Source organism: Amnibacterium flavum (assembly GCF_003097495.1).
GTDB classification, from domain to species: Bacteria; Actinomycetota; Actinomycetes; order Actinomycetales; family Microbacteriaceae; genus Naasia; species Naasia flava.
Window position 1 is genome coordinate 816260 of the sequence record NZ_QEOP01000002.1, and the last position, 15816, is coordinate 832075.

The 15816-nt window shown below is 70.1% G+C and carries 15 protein-coding genes; 13 read left to right on the forward strand and 2 right to left on the reverse strand.

The window, feature by feature from the left end; translation table 11 throughout:
* Window positions 1–29: 29 nt before the first annotated feature.
* From aroQ to nusB, 3 genes are all read left to right on the forward strand, one after another.
* On the forward strand, window positions 30–467 hold the full coding sequence (gene aroQ / locus DDQ50_RS11555) for a type II 3-dehydroquinate dehydratase (protein WP_116757415.1): 438 nt from the start codon (window positions 30–32) through the stop codon (window positions 465–467).
* 89 nt (window positions 468–556) lie between these two features.
* A complete protein-coding gene (efp, locus tag DDQ50_RS11560) occupies window positions 557–1120 on the forward strand; it encodes an elongation factor P (protein ID WP_116756869.1) in 564 nt (187 codons plus the stop codon).
* Window position 1121: 1 nt separating this feature from the next.
* Window positions 1122–1544 carry a transcription antitermination factor NusB gene (gene nusB / locus DDQ50_RS11565; RefSeq protein ID WP_116756870.1) on the forward strand — a complete coding sequence of 141 codons (423 nt, stop codon included), beginning with the start codon at window positions 1122–1124 and terminating at the stop codon, window positions 1542–1544.
* Window positions 1545–1608: 64 nt separating this feature from the next.
* Here the strand turns inward: nusB and DDQ50_RS11570 are convergent, their stop codons facing one another.
* Both DDQ50_RS11570 and deoC read right to left on the reverse strand, forming a co-directional pair.
* Window positions 1609–3459 (reverse strand): choice-of-anchor I family protein, encoded by a 1851-nt coding sequence (locus tag DDQ50_RS11570; RefSeq protein ID WP_116756871.1) that lies wholly within the window; start codon window positions 3457–3459, stop codon window positions 1609–1611.
* Window positions 3460–3612: 153 nt separating this feature from the next.
* Window positions 3613–4296, reverse strand: coding sequence for a deoxyribose-phosphate aldolase (gene deoC, locus DDQ50_RS11575; RefSeq protein ID WP_116756872.1), 684 nt, complete (start codon window positions 4294–4296; stop codon window positions 3613–3615).
* A gap of 149 nt (window positions 4297–4445) precedes the next feature.
* Between deoC and pyrR the strand changes: the two genes are divergently transcribed.
* The 10 genes from pyrR to coaBC all read left to right on the forward strand — a co-directional run bounded on the left by pyrR (window position 4446) and on the right by coaBC (window position 15758).
* Window positions 4446–4976: a bifunctional pyr operon transcriptional regulator/uracil phosphoribosyltransferase PyrR gene (gene pyrR / locus DDQ50_RS11580; RefSeq protein ID WP_116756873.1), complete on the forward strand. Its 531-nt coding sequence runs from the start codon at window positions 4446–4448 to the stop codon at window positions 4974–4976.
* Window positions 4973–5920, forward strand: a complete 948-nt coding sequence (locus DDQ50_RS11585; RefSeq protein WP_116756874.1) for an aspartate carbamoyltransferase catalytic subunit — start codon at window positions 4973–4975, stop codon at window positions 5918–5920. The genes pyrR and DDQ50_RS11585 overlap by 4 nt, the downstream gene beginning before the upstream one ends.
* Window positions 5917–7254: a dihydroorotase gene (locus tag DDQ50_RS11590; protein WP_116756875.1), complete on the forward strand. Its 1338-nt coding sequence runs from the start codon at window positions 5917–5919 to the stop codon at window positions 7252–7254. The genes DDQ50_RS11585 and DDQ50_RS11590 overlap by 4 nt, the downstream gene beginning before the upstream one ends.
* Window positions 7247–7792, forward strand: coding sequence for a PH-like domain-containing protein (locus DDQ50_RS11595; protein ID WP_116756876.1), 546 nt, complete (start codon window positions 7247–7249; stop codon window positions 7790–7792). Before DDQ50_RS11590 ends, DDQ50_RS11595 begins: the two co-directional genes overlap by 8 nt.
* Window positions 7779–9056, forward strand: a complete 1278-nt coding sequence (gene carA / locus DDQ50_RS11600; RefSeq protein WP_116756877.1) for a glutamine-hydrolyzing carbamoyl-phosphate synthase small subunit — start codon at window positions 7779–7781, stop codon at window positions 9054–9056. The genes DDQ50_RS11595 and carA overlap by 14 nt, the downstream gene beginning before the upstream one ends.
* Window positions 9056–12403, forward strand: coding sequence for a carbamoyl-phosphate synthase large subunit (gene carB / locus DDQ50_RS11605; protein WP_116756878.1), 3348 nt, complete (start codon window positions 9056–9058; stop codon window positions 12401–12403). The genes carA and carB overlap by 1 nt, the downstream gene beginning before the upstream one ends.
* Window positions 12400–13257 carry an orotidine-5'-phosphate decarboxylase gene (gene pyrF, locus DDQ50_RS11610; RefSeq protein ID WP_116756879.1) on the forward strand — a complete coding sequence of 286 codons (858 nt, stop codon included), beginning with the start codon at window positions 12400–12402 and terminating at the stop codon, window positions 13255–13257. Before carB ends, pyrF begins: the two co-directional genes overlap by 4 nt.
* Window positions 13254–14159: a guanylate kinase gene (gene gmk / locus DDQ50_RS11615; RefSeq protein WP_116756880.1), complete on the forward strand. Its 906-nt coding sequence runs from the start codon at window positions 13254–13256 to the stop codon at window positions 14157–14159. The genes pyrF and gmk overlap by 4 nt, the downstream gene beginning before the upstream one ends.
* A gap of 109 nt (window positions 14160–14268) precedes the next feature.
* The gene (gene rpoZ, locus DDQ50_RS11620) at window positions 14269–14514 is read left to right on the forward strand and encodes a DNA-directed RNA polymerase subunit omega (RefSeq protein WP_116757416.1); all 246 of its coding nucleotides are present in this window, start codon (window positions 14269–14271) and stop codon (window positions 14512–14514) included.
* A 17-nt stretch (window positions 14515–14531) separates the two neighbouring features.
* Complete coding sequence (gene coaBC, locus DDQ50_RS11625; RefSeq protein ID WP_377940125.1) at window positions 14532–15758, forward strand: bifunctional phosphopantothenoylcysteine decarboxylase/phosphopantothenate--cysteine ligase CoaBC; 1227 nt, start codon at window positions 14532–14534, stop codon at window positions 15756–15758.
* Window positions 15759–15816: the final 58 nt, after the last annotated feature.

The following is a 15816-nucleotide window of genomic DNA, read 5'->3' on the forward strand; positions in this document are numbered from 1 at the left end:
TCGGCCGCTCAGGCGATAGGTTGGCAGGCATGACTCGCGTGCTGGTGCTCAACGGACCCAACCTCGGAAGGCTCGGCACGCGCGAGCCCGATGTCTACGGTTCGCTCACCCTCGCCGATGTGACGACGGCGCTCGAGGCGGACGCCCCCGACGGCGTGAGCATCGAGCTCCGCCAGACGGACGACGAGGGCACCATCATCGGCTGGCTGCACGAGGCGCTCGACACCTCCTCTCCCGTGATCCTCAACCCGGCGGCGTTCACCCACTACTCGTACGCGCTGCGCGACGCCGTGTCGCTCGTCACGAAGGGCGGCGTCCCCGTCGTCGAGATCCACCTGTCCAACCCGCACGCGCGAGAGGAGTTCCGGCACACCAGTGTCGTCTCCGGCGTCGCGACGGGGGTCATCGCCGGGTTCGGGGTCGAGTCGTACCGGCTCGCGCTGCAGGCGCTGCTGCGCCGCTCCTGATCCACGGGAGTCGCTTTCGCGTACACTTCTGGGGGCGTTCCGAGAAGGACGCCCGCTATTCATGCTTCCCAATCGAAGGGCGCAGGCTCATGGCCTCAACCTCTGACATCCGCAACGGCGTGGTGCTCAACATCGACGGCCAGCTCTGGAACGTCATCGAGTTCCAGCACGTCAAGCCCGGCAAGGGCGGTGCATTCGTGCGCACCAAGCTCAAGAACGTCGTCACCGGCAAGGTCGTCGACCGCACCTACAACGCGGGCGCCAAGATCGACGTCGAGAACGTCGACCGCCGCGACTACCAGTACCTCTACCGTGACGGCGACGCGTTCGTCTTCATGGACACCAGCGATTACGACCAGGTCTCGATCCCCGCGACCGTCGTCGGCGACGCCGCCAACTTCCTGCTCGAGAACCAGAACGCGACGGTCGCCCTCAACAACGGCAACCCGCTCTACGTCGAGCTCCCCGCATCCGTCGTGCTCGAGATCACCTACACCGAGCCCGGTGTCCAGGGCGACCGCTCGAACGCCGGCACCAAGCCCGCAACCGTCGAGACCGGCTACGAGATCCAGGTCCCGCTGTTCGTCGGCATGGGCACGAAGGTCAAGGTCGACACCCGCACGGGCGACTACCTCGGCCGTGTGAACGACTGACGTGAGCGCACGTTCGAAGGCTCGCAAGCGCGCGCTCGACCTGCTCTACGCGGCCGATGTGCGCCAGACCCCGGTCGCGGAGCTCCTCTCCGCCGAGGCGGCACGCGCTGCAGGGGAGCCCGCGCGCGAGGCCAGCTGGTTGTATGCGCGCGACATCGTCGACGGAGTGGGCGACCACGCCGCCGAGATCGACGGACTCATCTCCGGCAACGCGCAGGGGTGGACACTCGCCCGGATGCCCGCCGTCGACCGCGCGCTGCTGCGCATCGGCGTGTGGGAGCTCGTCTTCAACGACGAGATCCCCGCCGGTGTCGCCATCGACGAGGCGGTGGAGCTGGCGAAGGAGCTGAGCACCGACGACTCCGCCGGATTCGTGCACGGGGTTCTGGCCGCGGTGGCACGGGAGCGCACCGCCCAGGCCTGACGCTCGAGCGGACACGGAAAGGGACGCCCCTCGGGGCGTCCCTTTCGTTGTTCCGGCGCTCGGATCAGCTGCGGCCGAGGCCGATGCGTCGGCGCAGCAGGATCAGGGCGAGGCCCGCGATCACAACGCCGGCCGCTGCTCCGAGGTAGGGGAGCCCGTCGTACCCGGTGTCCGGGAGGGTCGCGGCGGGTGCCGCGGCGCCGCCGGACGGGAGCACCGTCGTCGAGGCGGTGATGCCGAACACCGTCGTCGTGCCGGACACCTCGTTGCCGACCGCGAGAAGCGGCTGGCCCGTCGGCGACTCGGCGGCCGGGATGAACGCGAGGCCCTCGGGACCGAGGTCGCCCGCGGCGGAGGTCTCGGCGTCGGCGGCGAAGTCGCGGTTGTTGACGTAGGTCACGAACACCGGTGCGGCGGGGTCGGTGATGTCGTAGGCGGCCACCCCGCCGATCCGCTCGAAGCCGATGAACGCGTAGGAGCGGCCGTCGATCTCACCGAGAGCCAGTCCTTCGGGCTCCGGGCCCTTGTCGTCGCTGCGATTGTCGAAGGTGCCGTTCTCGTCGTTCGTCGAGTTGAAGTCGTCCGGCAGCGCGGCGGCGGTGATCTCCTCGAAATCGCTGCCCGAGTCGAAGACCAGAGTGCCGTCGGACGACCAGATGCTGAACGAGCGCGCGCCGTGGGAGTACAGGGTGTCGAAGCAGCTGTCCGCCGTGTTGTAGCCGCTCGCGGTCGAGATGTTCAGGCGGCCGAGGTTCTCGTCCTCCTGCAGGTCGGCGGGGGAGAGCATGGAGCCGTCGGCCGCGGTCCAGCTCGGGAACGTCGCGCAGAGGTCGACATCCTTCACTCGCTCGTCCTCGGCGTAGCTGCCCCACTCGCGGGCATCGCCCTCGTTCGCGGTGACGAGGTAGGTGACGCCGTTCGCGGAGTACGCGCCGATCGAGTCGGGCTGGTACATGCCGAGGACCGGCCAGGAGGCGATCTCGATTCCGGCGTCCTCGTTCGACGGGTCGAGACCGCCCACGGACGGATCCGACCAGTCCTTCGTGCCCAGGGGCGCGATGCCGGTGATGGTGCCCGACGCGACGTCGATGGTCGCGATCGCGTTCGCCTCCTGCAGGGTCGCCCACGCGGTGGCGGAGTCGGCCGACACCGCGATGTACTCGGGCTCGAGGTTGCGGGCGTCGTAGAAGTCGGCTTCGACGTCGGGGCCGAAGGTGCGGACCCCGGCGGGGAGTGCTCCCTCGAAGGCGGTGAAGTCGGCGACCGTCACGTCGGAGGCCGCGGGGAGCACCTTGCCGGCCGGGGTCGCGATGACGCCGATCGTCCCGAACGGGTCGGAGCTGTAATCGTCGGCGGGCTCGCCCTCACCGGCGACGAGGACGTGGCCCCCGTCGGGTGTGAAGGTCACCATGTCGGGCAGAGCGCCGACTCGCACGGCGCCGAGGGGGCCGAGGGTGTCGCCGTCGAGGAAGACGACCCAGCCGTCGTCGGTCTTCACATCGGACTGGACGGCCACCGCGACGAGGCCGTCGGCGCGGACCGAGACGGAATTGACGGAAGCGCCGACGGGGATGGTCGTGCCGTCGACGTCGACGATGCCGTCCACGGTGATGAGAGCGACCGGAGTCGGCGAGGCGGGATTCGTCAGATCGAGCACCTGCGCTGCGCCCTCGAGAGCGTTGACGACGAACAGGCGCTTCGCTGCGGCGTAGTACTCGACGATCTCGGCCGCGCTCTCGCCGAACACGCCCGATTCGAAGGACCCGACGGCGGAGAGGGACAGCGGCGCGTCAGGCGCCGAGTAGCTGGTGGGTGCCGCGACGACGGCGGCGGACGCTGCGAGCGGCAGCCCGAGGGTCAGGGCGCACGCGACGGACGCGGCTCCGGCGGACAGGGCGAGGCGGTGCGGACGCACGGAAGCTCCCAGGGGTCGAAAGAACGGGGGTCTTTCGAACGTAGAGACGGGTCGTGGCCGCGGCATGACCGCGAGGTGAACGGACGATGGCGCACGACCCGGACGCCGTCATCCGAGACGGGACGACGGGACCCGTGCATGCGGCTCTCGGGGTCAGTAGGTGGCGGGGGCTGCGGTCGCCTCGCCGAGGACGGCCGCCGATGCGGAGACGCCGAGACGGGTCGCGCCGGCCTCGATCATCCGGATCGCGTCCTCCCGCGTGCGGATCCCTCCCGATGCCTTCACTCCCAGCTCGCCCTCGACGGTCTCCGCCATGAGCCTGACGGCCCGCTCACTCGCGCCACCGGCCGGGTGGAAGCCCGTCGAGGTCTTGACGAAGTCCGCGGACGCGGCGACGGCGGCCACGCAGGCCGCGACGATCTCGGCGTCATCCAGCGCCGCCGCCTCGATGATGACCTTGAGCACGGTCGGGGCAGGCACGGCGTCGCGCACCGCCTGGATGTCGGCCTGCACGTCGGCGATGCGTCCGTCCCGCACCGCGCCGACGTCGATGACCATGTCGATCTCGTCGGCTCCCGCCGCGACAGCCAGTGCGGCCTCGCGCGCCTTGACTTCGGACAGGTGCTTGCCGCTCGGGAATCCGCACACGGCGGCGACCTTGAGTCCGCTGCCCTCGGGGATTGACAGGGGCAGCATGTTCGGCGAGACGCAGACCGAGTAGGTGCCGAGTCGCACCGCCTCGGCGATGAGTGCCTCGACGTCGGCGTGCGTCGCCTCGGGCTTCAGGAGCGTGTGGTCGATGTAGCGGGCGAGCTGATCGGAGGTGAGGTCGGACATGACTCCTGTGCTTTCCGAGCCCGCTGGAGGAGCTCACGGTGGGGACGGGGTCGGCCGCGACGGCGAACCCGACCCGCTGGCAAGTGTAGGCTGGCACGCGATCCAGACATCCTTTAAAGCCGTCCTGAGAGGCGGGGAAGGGGGTCGACTTGGACGCACGAGTAGTGCTGCACCGAGCTGACGTCACACGGGCGCTCACCCGTATCGCGCATGAGATCCTCGAGTCGGCCAGAGGCCCCGAGAATCTCGTCCTCCTCGGCATCCCGACGCGCGGCGTCGAGCTGGCGAACCGTCTCGCTGCGCTGATCGGCGAGTTCTCCGACGCGGACATCCCCGTCGGCTCGCTGGATGTCACCCTGTACCGCGACGACCTCGACCGGCAGCCCACCCGCGGTCCCGCACCGACGCTCATCCCGTCCGGAGGCATCGACGGTGCGACCGTCGTGCTGGTCGACGACGTGCTCTACTCGGGCCGCACCATCCGCGCCGCGCTCGACGCGATCGCCGACGTCGGCCGCCCTGCCGCCGTGCGCCTCGCGGTCCTCGTCGACCGCGGCCACCGCGAACTGCCGATCCGCCCCGACTTCGTGGGCAAGAACCTGCCGTCATCGTCGAGCGAACGCGTCAACGTGCGCCTCGACGGCAACGACGGCGTCGAGGAGGTGACGATCGAAGGATGAGACACCTCCTCTCGACCAAGGACCTGAGCCGTGACGAGGCCGTGCACGTCCTCGACGTCACCGAGGACATGGCCGCCACGCAGCTGCGCGAGGTCAAGAAGCTGCCGACACTGCGCGGCAAGACCGTCGTGAACCTGTTCTTCGAGGACTCGACGCGCACCCGCATCTCGTTCGAGGCGGCGGCCAAACGCCTCTCCGCCGACGTCATCAGCTTCGCCGCGAAGGGTTCGAGCGTCTCGAAGGGCGAGTCCCTGCAGGACACCGCGCAGACGCTCGAAGCCATCGGAGCCGACGTGATCGTGCTCCGCCACCCCGCATCGGGCGCGCCCGCGGTGCTGGCGGAGTCGGGCTGGATCGCCGCGAGCGTTCTCAACGCCGGTGACGGCACGCACGAGCACCCCACCCAGGCGCTGCTCGACGCCTTCACGCTGCGCCGCCGCATCCACGGCGATGGGAGTCGCGGCCGCGGGCTCGACGGCGTGCGCGTGCTCGTCGTGGGCGACATCCTCCATTCCCGGGTGGCCCGCTCGAACCTGTGGCTGCTCACGACTCTCGGCGCCGAGGTCACGCTCGTGGGTCCGCCGACGCTCATGCCGTTCGGCATCGGCGACTGGCCGGCCACCGTCTCCTACGACCTCGACGCCGCCATCGCCGAGGTCCGACCCGACGCCATCATGATGCTCCGCGTCCAGCGGGAGCGGATGAGCGACGCCTTCTTCCCGAGCGCACGCGAGTACTCCACCCTGTGGGGCCTGTCGGCCACGCGCTTCGCCGCACTGCCCGAGACCTGCGTGGTGATGCATCCGGGGCCGATGAACCGCGGCTTCGAGATCGCCTCCGTCGCCGCCGACTCACCCCGCTCGACCGTGCTCGAACAGGTCACCGCGGGCGTCTCGACGCGCATGGCCGCCCTCTACCTGACCGCGACGGGAGCAGGAGCATGACCGACCCGCAGCGCAACGCGCCTCAGCACTTCGTCCTCGCGGGCGCGACGCTCAGCGACGGACGCACGCTCGACATCCGGATCGACGGCGGCATCGTCGCGGAGCTCGGCTCCCGGCTCGACCCACGCGGCGCGACCCGCGTCGATGCGGTCGGTCTGATCGCGCTCCCCGGACTCGTCGATCTGCACACCCATCTCCGCGAACCCGGGGGAGAGGGAGCCGAGACCGTCCGCACGGGATCGCAGGCGGCGGCGGTCGGCGGCTTCACGGCCGTCAACGCCATGGCGAACACCAGTCCGGTCGCCGACACGGCGAGCGTCGTCGAGCAGGTCCTCGCCCTCGGCGACGCCGCAGGCTACGCGACCGTCCGACCCATCGGCGCGGTCAGCAAGGGTCTCGCGGGCGAGCACCTCGCCGATATCGGCGCGATGGCGCGCTCGAGGGCCCGCGTGCGCGTCTTCAGCGACGACGGCATGTGCGTCAGCGACCCGCTGCTCATGCGGCGAGCGCTCGAGTACATCAAGACCTTCGACGGGGTGCTCGCGCAGCATGCGCAGGATCCGCGCCTGACCGAGGGCGCCCAGCTCAACGAGGGCGCCGTGAGTGCGGAACTCGGTCTCGCCGGGTGGCCGGCGGTCGCCGAGGAGGCGATCATCGCTCGCGATGTGCTGCTCGCGCAGCACACCGGCGCCCGTCTGCACGTCTGCCACATCTCGACGGCGGGCAGCGTCGAGGTGCTGCGCTGGGCGAAGAGCCGGGGCATCCGCGTCACCGCGGAGGTCACCCCGCACCACCTTCTGCTCACCGATCGGCTCGCGGAAGGCTACGACGCCCGGTACAAGGTCAACCCGCCGCTGCGGACCGACTCCGACGTGGCCGCCGTGCGCGCCGGACTCGCCGACGGCACGATCGACATCGTCGCCACCGACCACGCCCCCCACAGCGCCGACTCGAAGCACTGCGAGTGGAGCGCCGCGGCGAACGGCATGGTCGGTCTCGAGTCGGCGCTCTCCGTCGTCCACGAGACCATGGTCGAAACAGGGCTGCTCGACTGGGCCGGTGTCGAGCGCGTGCTGTCCGTCACGCCGGCCCGCATCGGCGACGTCCGCGGCCACGGCGAGCCCATCGCCGAGGGCTCGGCCCCCGAGATCACCCTCTACGACCCGGCCGCCCGGCACGAGTTCGGCACGAGCGACCTCGCGGGCAAGAGCCGCAACTCGCCCTATCTCGGCCGTTCGCTGCCGGGTCGGGTCATCGCGACGTTCCACCACGGGTATGCGACGGTGCTCGACGGGCGGCTCGTCGAGCTCGAGAGCGGAGCCGTGCGTGGCTGATCTCACCGTCCCGCTGATCGTCGTCGCGGTCCTCATCGTGCTGGCCTGGCTCGGCATGTACCTCGGCTGGCGCGCGCGCGGACGTCGGCAGGGCGCCCTGCCGGCGCCTCCGGCGGTGCCCGTCGATCTGGGGCCGGCTTCCCTCACCGCGGAGGTCGCCTACGTGGCGACCACCCTCGCCGAGAAGCCGCTCGAGCGCGTGGTCGCCCGCGGGCTCGGCATCCGCGGCAAGGCCACCGTGGCGGTCCACCCCGAGGGGATCGTGCTCGCGATTCGCGGAACCGACCCGGTGTTCCTCGCGGCGGAGCGCATCGAATCCGCCGGCACCGGTACCTTCGCGATCGACCGCGTCGTCGAGCGCGACGGGCTCGCCGTCATCACCTGGCGTCTCGGCGACACCCTCGTCGACAGCTACCTGCGCCCCCTGACCGGCAGTGCGAAGCAGGCGATCATCGCCGCCGCCCGGTCTCTCACCCCCGCTTCTGTAACGTCGGATACCGACATCCCCGAAAGGAACGACCCCAGTGGCATCTCGTGAACCCGCCGTCCTCGTGCTCGAGGACGGCCGCCGCTTCCGCGGACGCGCGTACGGCGCGACGGGCCGCACGGTCGGAGAGGCCGTCTTCGCGACCGGCATGACCGGCTACCAGGAGACCCTCACCGATCCGTCCTACGCGGGCCAGATCGTGCTGCAGACCGCGCCCCACATCGGCAACACCGGCGTCAACGGCGAGGACCCCGAGTCGTCGCGGATCTGGGTCGCCGGCTACGTCGTGCGCGACCCCTCCCGCGTCGTCTCCAACTTCCGCGCGACGGGCAGCCTCGACGACGACCTCGACGCCCAGGGGGTCGTGGGCATCAGCGGCATCGACACCCGCGCGGTCACGCGTCACCTGCGCGACAGCGGTGCGATGCGCGCCGGCATCTTCTCCGGCTCCGATGCGTCCCTGGACGAGACCGAGCAGCTCGCCATCGTGCGCGAGGCGCCCGAGATGAGCGGACTGAGCCTCTCCGCCCAGGTCTCGACCGGCGCCACCTACACGGTCCCCGCCGAGGGGGAGCGGCTCGGATCCGTCGCCGTCCTCGACCTCGGCATCAAGACGGCGACGCTGCGCGCCCTCGCCGATCGGGGCTTCGACGTCCACGTCGTCCCGCAGTCGATCACCGTCGACGAGCTGTACGCGCTCGAACCGAGCGCCGTGTTCTACTCCAACGGCCCGGGCGACCCCGAGGCGTCGGGCGACCACGTCGAGCTCCTGCGTCAGGTCCTCCGCCGCGGCACCCCGTTCTTCGGCATCTGCTTCGGCAACCAGCTGCTCGGCCGCGCGCTCGGTTTCGGCACCTACAAGCTGCCCTTCGGTCACCGCGGAATCAACCAGCCGGTGCTCGACAAGCGCACCGGACGCGTCGAGATCACCGCCCACAACCACGGCTTCGCGGTCGATGCGCCGCTCGAGGGCGTCGTCGACACGCCTGCCGGCTTCGGCCGCGCCGAGGTCAGCCACATCGGTCTCAACGACCGCGTCGTCGAGGGACTCGCCTGCCTCGACATCCCCGCCTTCTCGGTGCAGTACCACCCCGAGGCCGCAGCCGGTCCGCACGACTCCGCCTACCTCTTCGACCGCTTCGTCGCGATGATCCTCGACAGCGCGAAGGGTGACACGGAGAGCGCGATCGACGACGAGGCCGTGCCCGGCGTCGACCGCGAGGCGCGTTCGCCGCGCTCCGGCTCCGAGCTGGCCGGCACGACTCCCGACGGCGTCCGAGCCGTCGATACGCAGAACGAAGGGGAGCAGGCCTGATGCCCAAGCGCACCGACATCTCGAGCGTGCTCGTCATCGGCTCGGGGCCGATCGTCATCGGGCAGGCCGCCGAGTTCGACTACTCCGGCACCCAGGCGTGCCGCGTCCTCCGTGAGGAGGGCATCCGCGTCATCCTCGTGAACCCCAACCCGGCGACGATCATGACGGATCCGGACTTCGCCGACGCGACCTACATCGAGCCGATCAGTCCCGCCTCGCTCGAGGCGATCATCGCCAAGGAGCGGCCCGACGCGATCCTGCCGACCCTCGGCGGCCAGACGGCGCTCAACGCCGCGATCGGCCTGAGCGAGTCCGGCACGCTCGAGAAGTACGGCGTCGAGCTGATCGGTGCCAAGGTCGAGGCGATCCGCAAGGGCGAGGATCGCCAGCTGTTCAAGCAGCTCGTGCTCGACGCGGGCGCCGACGTCGCGCGCTCCTACATCGTGCACACCGTCGACGAGGCGGTCGGCTTCGCCGAGGACCTCGGATACCCCCTTGTCGTGCGACCGTCATACACCATGGGCGGTCTGGGGTCGGGCTTCGCCTACAACCCCGACGAGCTCGTACGCATGGTCGGCGACGGCCTGCACCAGAGCCCGACCACCGAGGTGCTGCTCGAGGAGAGCATCCTCGGCTGGAAGGAGTACGAGCTCGAGATGATGCGCGACACGGCCGACAACACGGTCGTCGTCTGCTCGATCGAGAACGTCGACCCCGTCGGTGTGCACACCGGTGACTCGATCACGGTCGCCCCCGCGCTGACCCTGACCGACCGCGAGTACCAGCGGCTGCGCGACATCAGCATCGACATCATCCGCGCGGTCGGCGTCGACACCGGTGGCTGCAACATCCAGTTCGCCGTCGACCCGACCAACGGCCGTGTCATCGTCATCGAGATGAACCCGCGCGTCTCGCGCTCCTCGGCACTCGCGAGCAAGGCGACGGGCTTCCCGATCGCCAAGATCGCCGCCAAGCTGGCCATCGGCTACCGCCTCGACGAGATCCCCAACGACATCACCAAGGTCACGCCCGCGAGCTTCGAGCCGACGCTCGACTACGTGGTCGTCAAGGTGCCGCGTTTCGCGTTCGAGAAGTTCCCGGCCGCCGATGCGCGTCTCACCACGACCATGAAGTCGGTCGGCGAGGCCATGGCGATCGGCCGCAACTACGCGACCGCCCTGCAGAAGGCGCTCCGCTCGCTCGAGAAGCGCGGCTCCTCGTTCACCTGGGCTGCCGACGCACCCGCCCGCACGTCGAGCATCGACGACCTCGTCGTGAAGGCCGAGATCCCGACCGACGGCCGGATCGTCACCGTGCAGCAGGCCCTGCTCGCCGGCGCGACGGTCGAGCAGCTGCACGAGGTCACGGGCATCGACCCCTGGTTCCTGGACCAGATCGCCCTCATCAACGAGGTCGCGGCGGAGGTCGAGCAGGCCGAGACCCTCGACGCCGACCTTCTCCGCTACGCCAAGGAGCACGGCTTCTCGGACGCCCAGCTCGGCGAGCTGCGCGGACTCGAGGAGAGCGAGGTGCGGGCTCAGCGCCACGCGCAGAACGTTCGGCCCGTCTTCAAGACGGTCGACACCTGCGCAGGCGAGTTCCCCGCTCTGACGCCGTACCACTACTCGTCCTACGACGAGGAGACCGAGGTCGCGCCGAGTGATGGCCGGAAGGTCGTCATCCTCGGCTCCGGACCGAACCGCATCGGCCAGGGCGTCGAGTTCGACTACTCGTGCGTGCACGCCGCGTTCGCCCTGTCGGCGGCCGGCTACGAGACCATCATGATCAACTGCAATCCCGAGACGGTGTCGACCGACTACGACACCTCCGACCGGCTCTACTTCGAGCCGCTCACCCTCGAGGACGTGCTTGAGGTCATCGACGCGGAGAGCGCCTCCGGTGAGCTCGTCGGGGTGGTGGTCCAGCTCGGCGGCCAGACCGCGCTCGGTCTCGCGAAGGGACTCGAGGCGGCCGGCGTTCCCATCCTCGGCACCTCGCCCGACGCGATCGATCTCGCCGAGGAGCGCGGACTGTTCTCGGGGATCCTCGAGGACGCGGGTCTGCTCGCGCCGAAGAACGGCACCGCGGTCGACCTGGCGGGCGCGGTGGACATCGCGGTCGGCATCGGGTACCCGGTGCTCGTGCGTCCGAGCTACGTGCTCGGCGGGCGCGGCATGGAGATCGTCTACGACTCCGAGACCCTCGTCGACTACTTCTCGAGGATCGAGGGCCAGGGGATCGTGGGCCCGACCCATCCGCTGCTCGTCGACCGGTTCCTCGACGACGCGATCGAGATCGACGTCGACGCCCTCTTCGACGGCGAGCGGCTCTACGTCGGCGGCATCATGGAGCACATCGAGGAGGCCGGCATCCACTCCGGCGACTCGAGCTGCACGCTGCCGCCCGTCACCCTCGGCCGCGACCAGATCCAGCGGGTGCGCGAGGCGACCCTCGCGATCGCACGCGGCGTCGGCGTCCGAGGACTTCTCAACGTGCAGTTCGCGATCGGGGCCGGCGTGCTCTACGTGCTCGAGGCCAACCCGCGTGCCTCGCGCACCGTGCCCTTCGTGTCGAAGGCGCTCGGCATCGCCCTCGCGAAGGGCGCGTCGCTGATCATGGTCGGCAAGACCATCGACGAGCTCGTCGCCTCGGGACTGCTTCCCGAGCAGGACGGCTCGAGCGTGCCCATGGATGCACCCGTCGCCGTCAAGGAGGCGGTGCTGCCGTTCAAGCGGTTCCGCACCGCCGACGGACGTGTCGTCGACTCGGTCCTCGGGCCCGAGATGCGCTCCACCGGCGAGGTCATGGGCATCGACCGCGACTTCCCCCGTGCGTTCGCGAAGAGCCAGGAAGCCGCCTACGGGGGACTGCCGCGCAGCGGCACGGTGTTCGTCTCGGTCGCCGACCGCGACAAGCGCGCGATCATCCTCCCGGTGCTCCGGCTGCAGCAGCTCGGCTACTCGATCTGCGCGACGGAGGGAACAGCCGAGGTGCTGCGCCGCAACGGCATCCGCGCCGACATCGTGCAGAAGTTCAGCAGCCGCGGGAATCGGGGCGACGAGCGCGACATCGTCGATCTCATCGACGCGGGCGAGGTCGACATCGTGATCAACACACCGAGCGGGCGGTCCGCTCGCGCCGACGGGTACGAGATCCGGGCGTCCGCCGTCGCCGCGGACAAACCGCTCTTCACCACCATCGCCGAGCTGTCCGCGGCGGTCGGTTCGCTCGAGGTGGACCAAAGTGAATTCGAAGTGACGAGTCTTCAGGAATACGCTGATCAGCGTGCGATCGCTCTGGAGGCGGTGAGCACGGCGACGGCAGACGACGGAAGGGCGGCGGTATGAGCTCTCCCGCACCGTTCGGGGACCGGCTCGCCGCGGCGATCGGGTCGTTCGGGCCGCTGTGCGTCGGCATCGACCCGCACGCCCACCTGCTGGAGGACTGGGGTCTGAGCGACTCCTCGGCGGGAGCCGAGCAATTCGGCCTGCGCGTTGTCGAGGCGTGCGCGGGCGAGATCGCCGTGATCAAGCCGCAGGTCGCGTTCTACGAGAGATTCGGCTCGGCGGGCTTCGCCGCGCTCGAGAGCGTCATCGGCACCGCTCGTGCGGCGGGCATCCTCGTGATCGCCGACGCGAAGCGGGGCGACCTCGGCAGCACGATGGCCGCCTACGCCTCGGCCTGGATCGAGCAGGGGTCCGCCCTCGAATCCGACGCGATGACCGTCAGCCCGTACTTGGGCTTCGGCTCGCTCGAGGGCACCCTCGACACGGCGAAGGCGAACGGGAAGGGTGTGTTCGTGCTGTCGGCCACCTCGAACCCCGAGGCGGCGGAGCTGCAGACCTCGGTCCGCGACGGCCGCACCGTCGCCGGCGCGATCGCCGGTCTCGCAGCGGCCCGCAACGCGGCGGACTACCCGACCTCTCCGCTCGGCTCCGTCGGAGTCGTGCTGGGGGCGACGGTCGACTTCGATGCCCTCGGCGTCGACCTCGACGTCCTCGCCGCTTCTCCCGCCACCCCGGTGCTCGCTCCGGGATTCGGACACCAGGGCGCACGCTTCGACGAGGTGCGCCGACTCTTCGCCGCTGCGACACCGGGCACCCTCATGTCCGCGTCGCGCAGCATCCTCGCCGCGGGGCCCGACGGAATCGTCGAGGCCATCCGCGCCCAGAAACGTCAGGTCTTGGAGGCCGTCGCGTGAAACCCCCCGAGGTAGACCGGATCGCGGGATCGCGTGCCGCAGTCGCCGCCCGCCGTGCACGAGCCGAGGTCAAGCGGCAGATCGCGTCGGGGGAGCGCCCCGCGGTCGACGTGCTCGACTCGGCCGACGAGGAGCACCCCGCCGAGGCGTCACTGCGTGTCAGCGAGCTGATCGGCAGCATCCCGTGGCTCGGTCCGACCCGCACCGCGCGCGTCATGGAGGAGCTCGCGATCTCGCCGAGCAAGCGCGTCGGCGGTCTCGGAACGCACCAGCGAGTCCGGCTGAGGGAGTTCCTGCAGCGCCGACAGCGCAACGGCGCCGGAGCTGGCGCCGGCCCCATCGCCCCCGGATCCCTCGTCGTGCTCGCGGGACCCACCGCGGTCGGCAAGGGGACCGTCGCCGGACACATCCGCGCCCACCACCCCGACGTGCTTCTCTCGGTCAGCGCGACCACGCGGTCACCGCGTCCCGGCGAGATCGACGGCACCACCTACTTCTTCGTCAGCGACGAGCAGTTCGACCGGATGATCGCCGACGGCGAGTTCCTCGAGTGGGCGACCGTGCACAACTCCCACCGGTACGGCACTCCGCGCGGGCCCATCGAGGCCGCGCTCGCACGGGGCCGCAGCGTCCTGCTCGAGATCGATCTGCAGGGCGCCCGCCAGGTGAGGGCGGCGTTCCCCGCGGCCCGACTCGTGTTCCTCCTGCCGCCCAGCTGGGAAGAACTGGTGCGCCGACTCGTCGGCCGCGGCACCGAGGACGAGGAGGAGAGGGAGCGTCGATTGAGCACCGCGAAGGTCGAATTGGCGGCCCAGGACGAGTTCGATTACAAAGTCGTGAACTCCGACGTGGAGACAGCGGCCCAGGAGGTCGTACAATTGATGGCGGTCTCCCGCGCGTAACCGCGCGTTTCCCGCTGCATCAGGCGTCGCACTCGCGTCGAACCTCGCAGCTCGGGCACCCCTGGTGCCGAGACCCACAGACGCTGACGAAAGGCCGAACATGTCCAGCATGAAGTCCGAAGGAATCATCGACCCGCCCATCGACGACCTCCTGTCGAAGGTCGACTCGAAGTACGCGCTCGTCCTGTTCGCCTCGAAGCGCGCCCGCCAGATCAACGACTACTACGCCGACCTGCACGAAGGAAGCCTCTTCGACAACGTCGGACCCCTCGTCGACGCACCGATCGATCAGAAGCCTCTGACGATCGCCCTGCACGAGATCAACGAGGACAAGCTCATCGCCCAGGCTCTCTGAACCGCAGAGCCGCTTCCGTGACGGGGCATGCCGGGACCGAGGCGAGACGTCTGAACATCGTCGTCGGCATCACCGGTGGTATCGCCGCCTACAAGGCGGTGTCCGTGGTCCGTGAACTGGTCCTCCGAGGCCACGACGTCCATGTCGTGGCCACGGAGGCCGCGCTTCGATTCGTCGGCTCGCCGACTCTCGAGGCGATCAGCAGGAACCAGCTCAACACCGACCTCTACGAAGGGGTCTCCGAGGTTCGCCACGTCGCCCTCGGACAGCGCGCCGACCTGATCGTCGTGGCCCCGGCGACCGCCGACTTCCTCGCCAAGACGGCGAACGGTCTGGCCGACGATCTGCTCGGCAACACCGTCCTCGCCAGTCGCGCGCCCGTCGTCGTCGCCCCCGCCATGCACACCGAGATGTGGCAGAACGCGGCGACCGTCGACAACATCGCCACGCTGCGCTCGCGCGGCGTGCACATCGTGGGCCCCGAGAGCGGACAGCTGACGGGGACCGATGTGGGCCCCGGGCGCATGAGCGAGCCTCTCGACATCGTCGACGCAGCCCTCGCCGTCGTGCGCCCGAACGACCTCGCCGGTCGTCGAATCGTCATCACCGCGGGCGGCACCCGTGAGCCCCTCGATCCCGTCCGTTTCATCGGCAACCGCTCGAGCGGCCGCCAGGGCATCGCCCTCGCCGAAGCCGCCCGCGACCGCGGCGCCCACGTGACCCTGCTGGTCGCGCATCTCGAGGTCCCGCCGCCCCGCGGCGTCGCGCTCGTCGAAGTGGGAACGGCGGCCGAGCTGTCGGATGCCGTCGCCGAGCACGCCGCTCACGCCGACATCGTGATCATGGCGGCCGCCGTCGCCGACTACCGGCCTGTCGAGGTGGCCGACGGCAAGCTGAAAAAAGAGGCACTGGGCGACGAGCTGACCGTGCACCTGGTCGCCAATCCCGACATCCTCCGCTCGCTCACGTCCGGCACGCTGACCCCCCACCGTCCCGACGGCCAGGTGGTCGTCGGCTTCGCGGCCGAGACCGAGGCCGACGACGAGCGCTTCCTCCAGATCGGACGCGAGAAGGCGGCCCGCAAGGGCGCCGATCTGCTGGTCGTCAATCGCGTGGGCTGGCAGCTCGGCTTCGCCACCGAGAGCAACACGATCGTCGTGCTCGACCGCACCGGCTCTATAGTTGGTGAGGCCGCGGGCGACAAGGTGTCGGTGGCCCATCGGATACTCGACCTGCTCGTCTGACCAGGCGAGGAGTCGCAGTCGGCACTCCGGTCACGGAGGACGCTGACACCACGATGTC

Bases quoted from the DNA above. Each gene is read 5' to 3' on its own strand.
- efp (WP_116756869.1), top strand. From the start codon at position 557: ATGGCCTCAACCTCTGACATCCGCAACGGCGTGGTGCTCAACATCGAC.
- rpoZ (WP_116757416.1), top strand. From the start codon at position 14,269: ATGAAGTCCGAAGGAATCATCGACCCGCCCATCGACGACCTCCTGTCG.
- carB (WP_116756878.1), top strand. From the start codon at position 9,056: ATGCCCAAGCGCACCGACATCTCGAGCGTGCTCGTCATCGGCTCGGGG.
- DDQ50_RS11585 (WP_116756874.1), top strand. From the start codon at position 4,973: ATGAGACACCTCCTCTCGACCAAGGACCTGAGCCGTGACGAGGCCGTG.
- DDQ50_RS11590 (WP_116756875.1), top strand. From the start codon at position 5,917: ATGACCGACCCGCAGCGCAACGCGCCTCAGCACTTCGTCCTCGCGGGC.
- deoC (WP_116756872.1), bottom strand. From the start codon at position 4,296: ATGTCCGACCTCACCTCCGATCAGCTCGCCCGCTACATCGACCACACG.
- pyrF (WP_116756879.1), top strand. From the start codon at position 12,400: ATGAGCTCTCCCGCACCGTTCGGGGACCGGCTCGCCGCGGCGATCGGG.
- aroQ (WP_116757415.1), top strand. From the start codon at position 30: ATGACTCGCGTGCTGGTGCTCAACGGACCCAACCTCGGAAGGCTCGGC.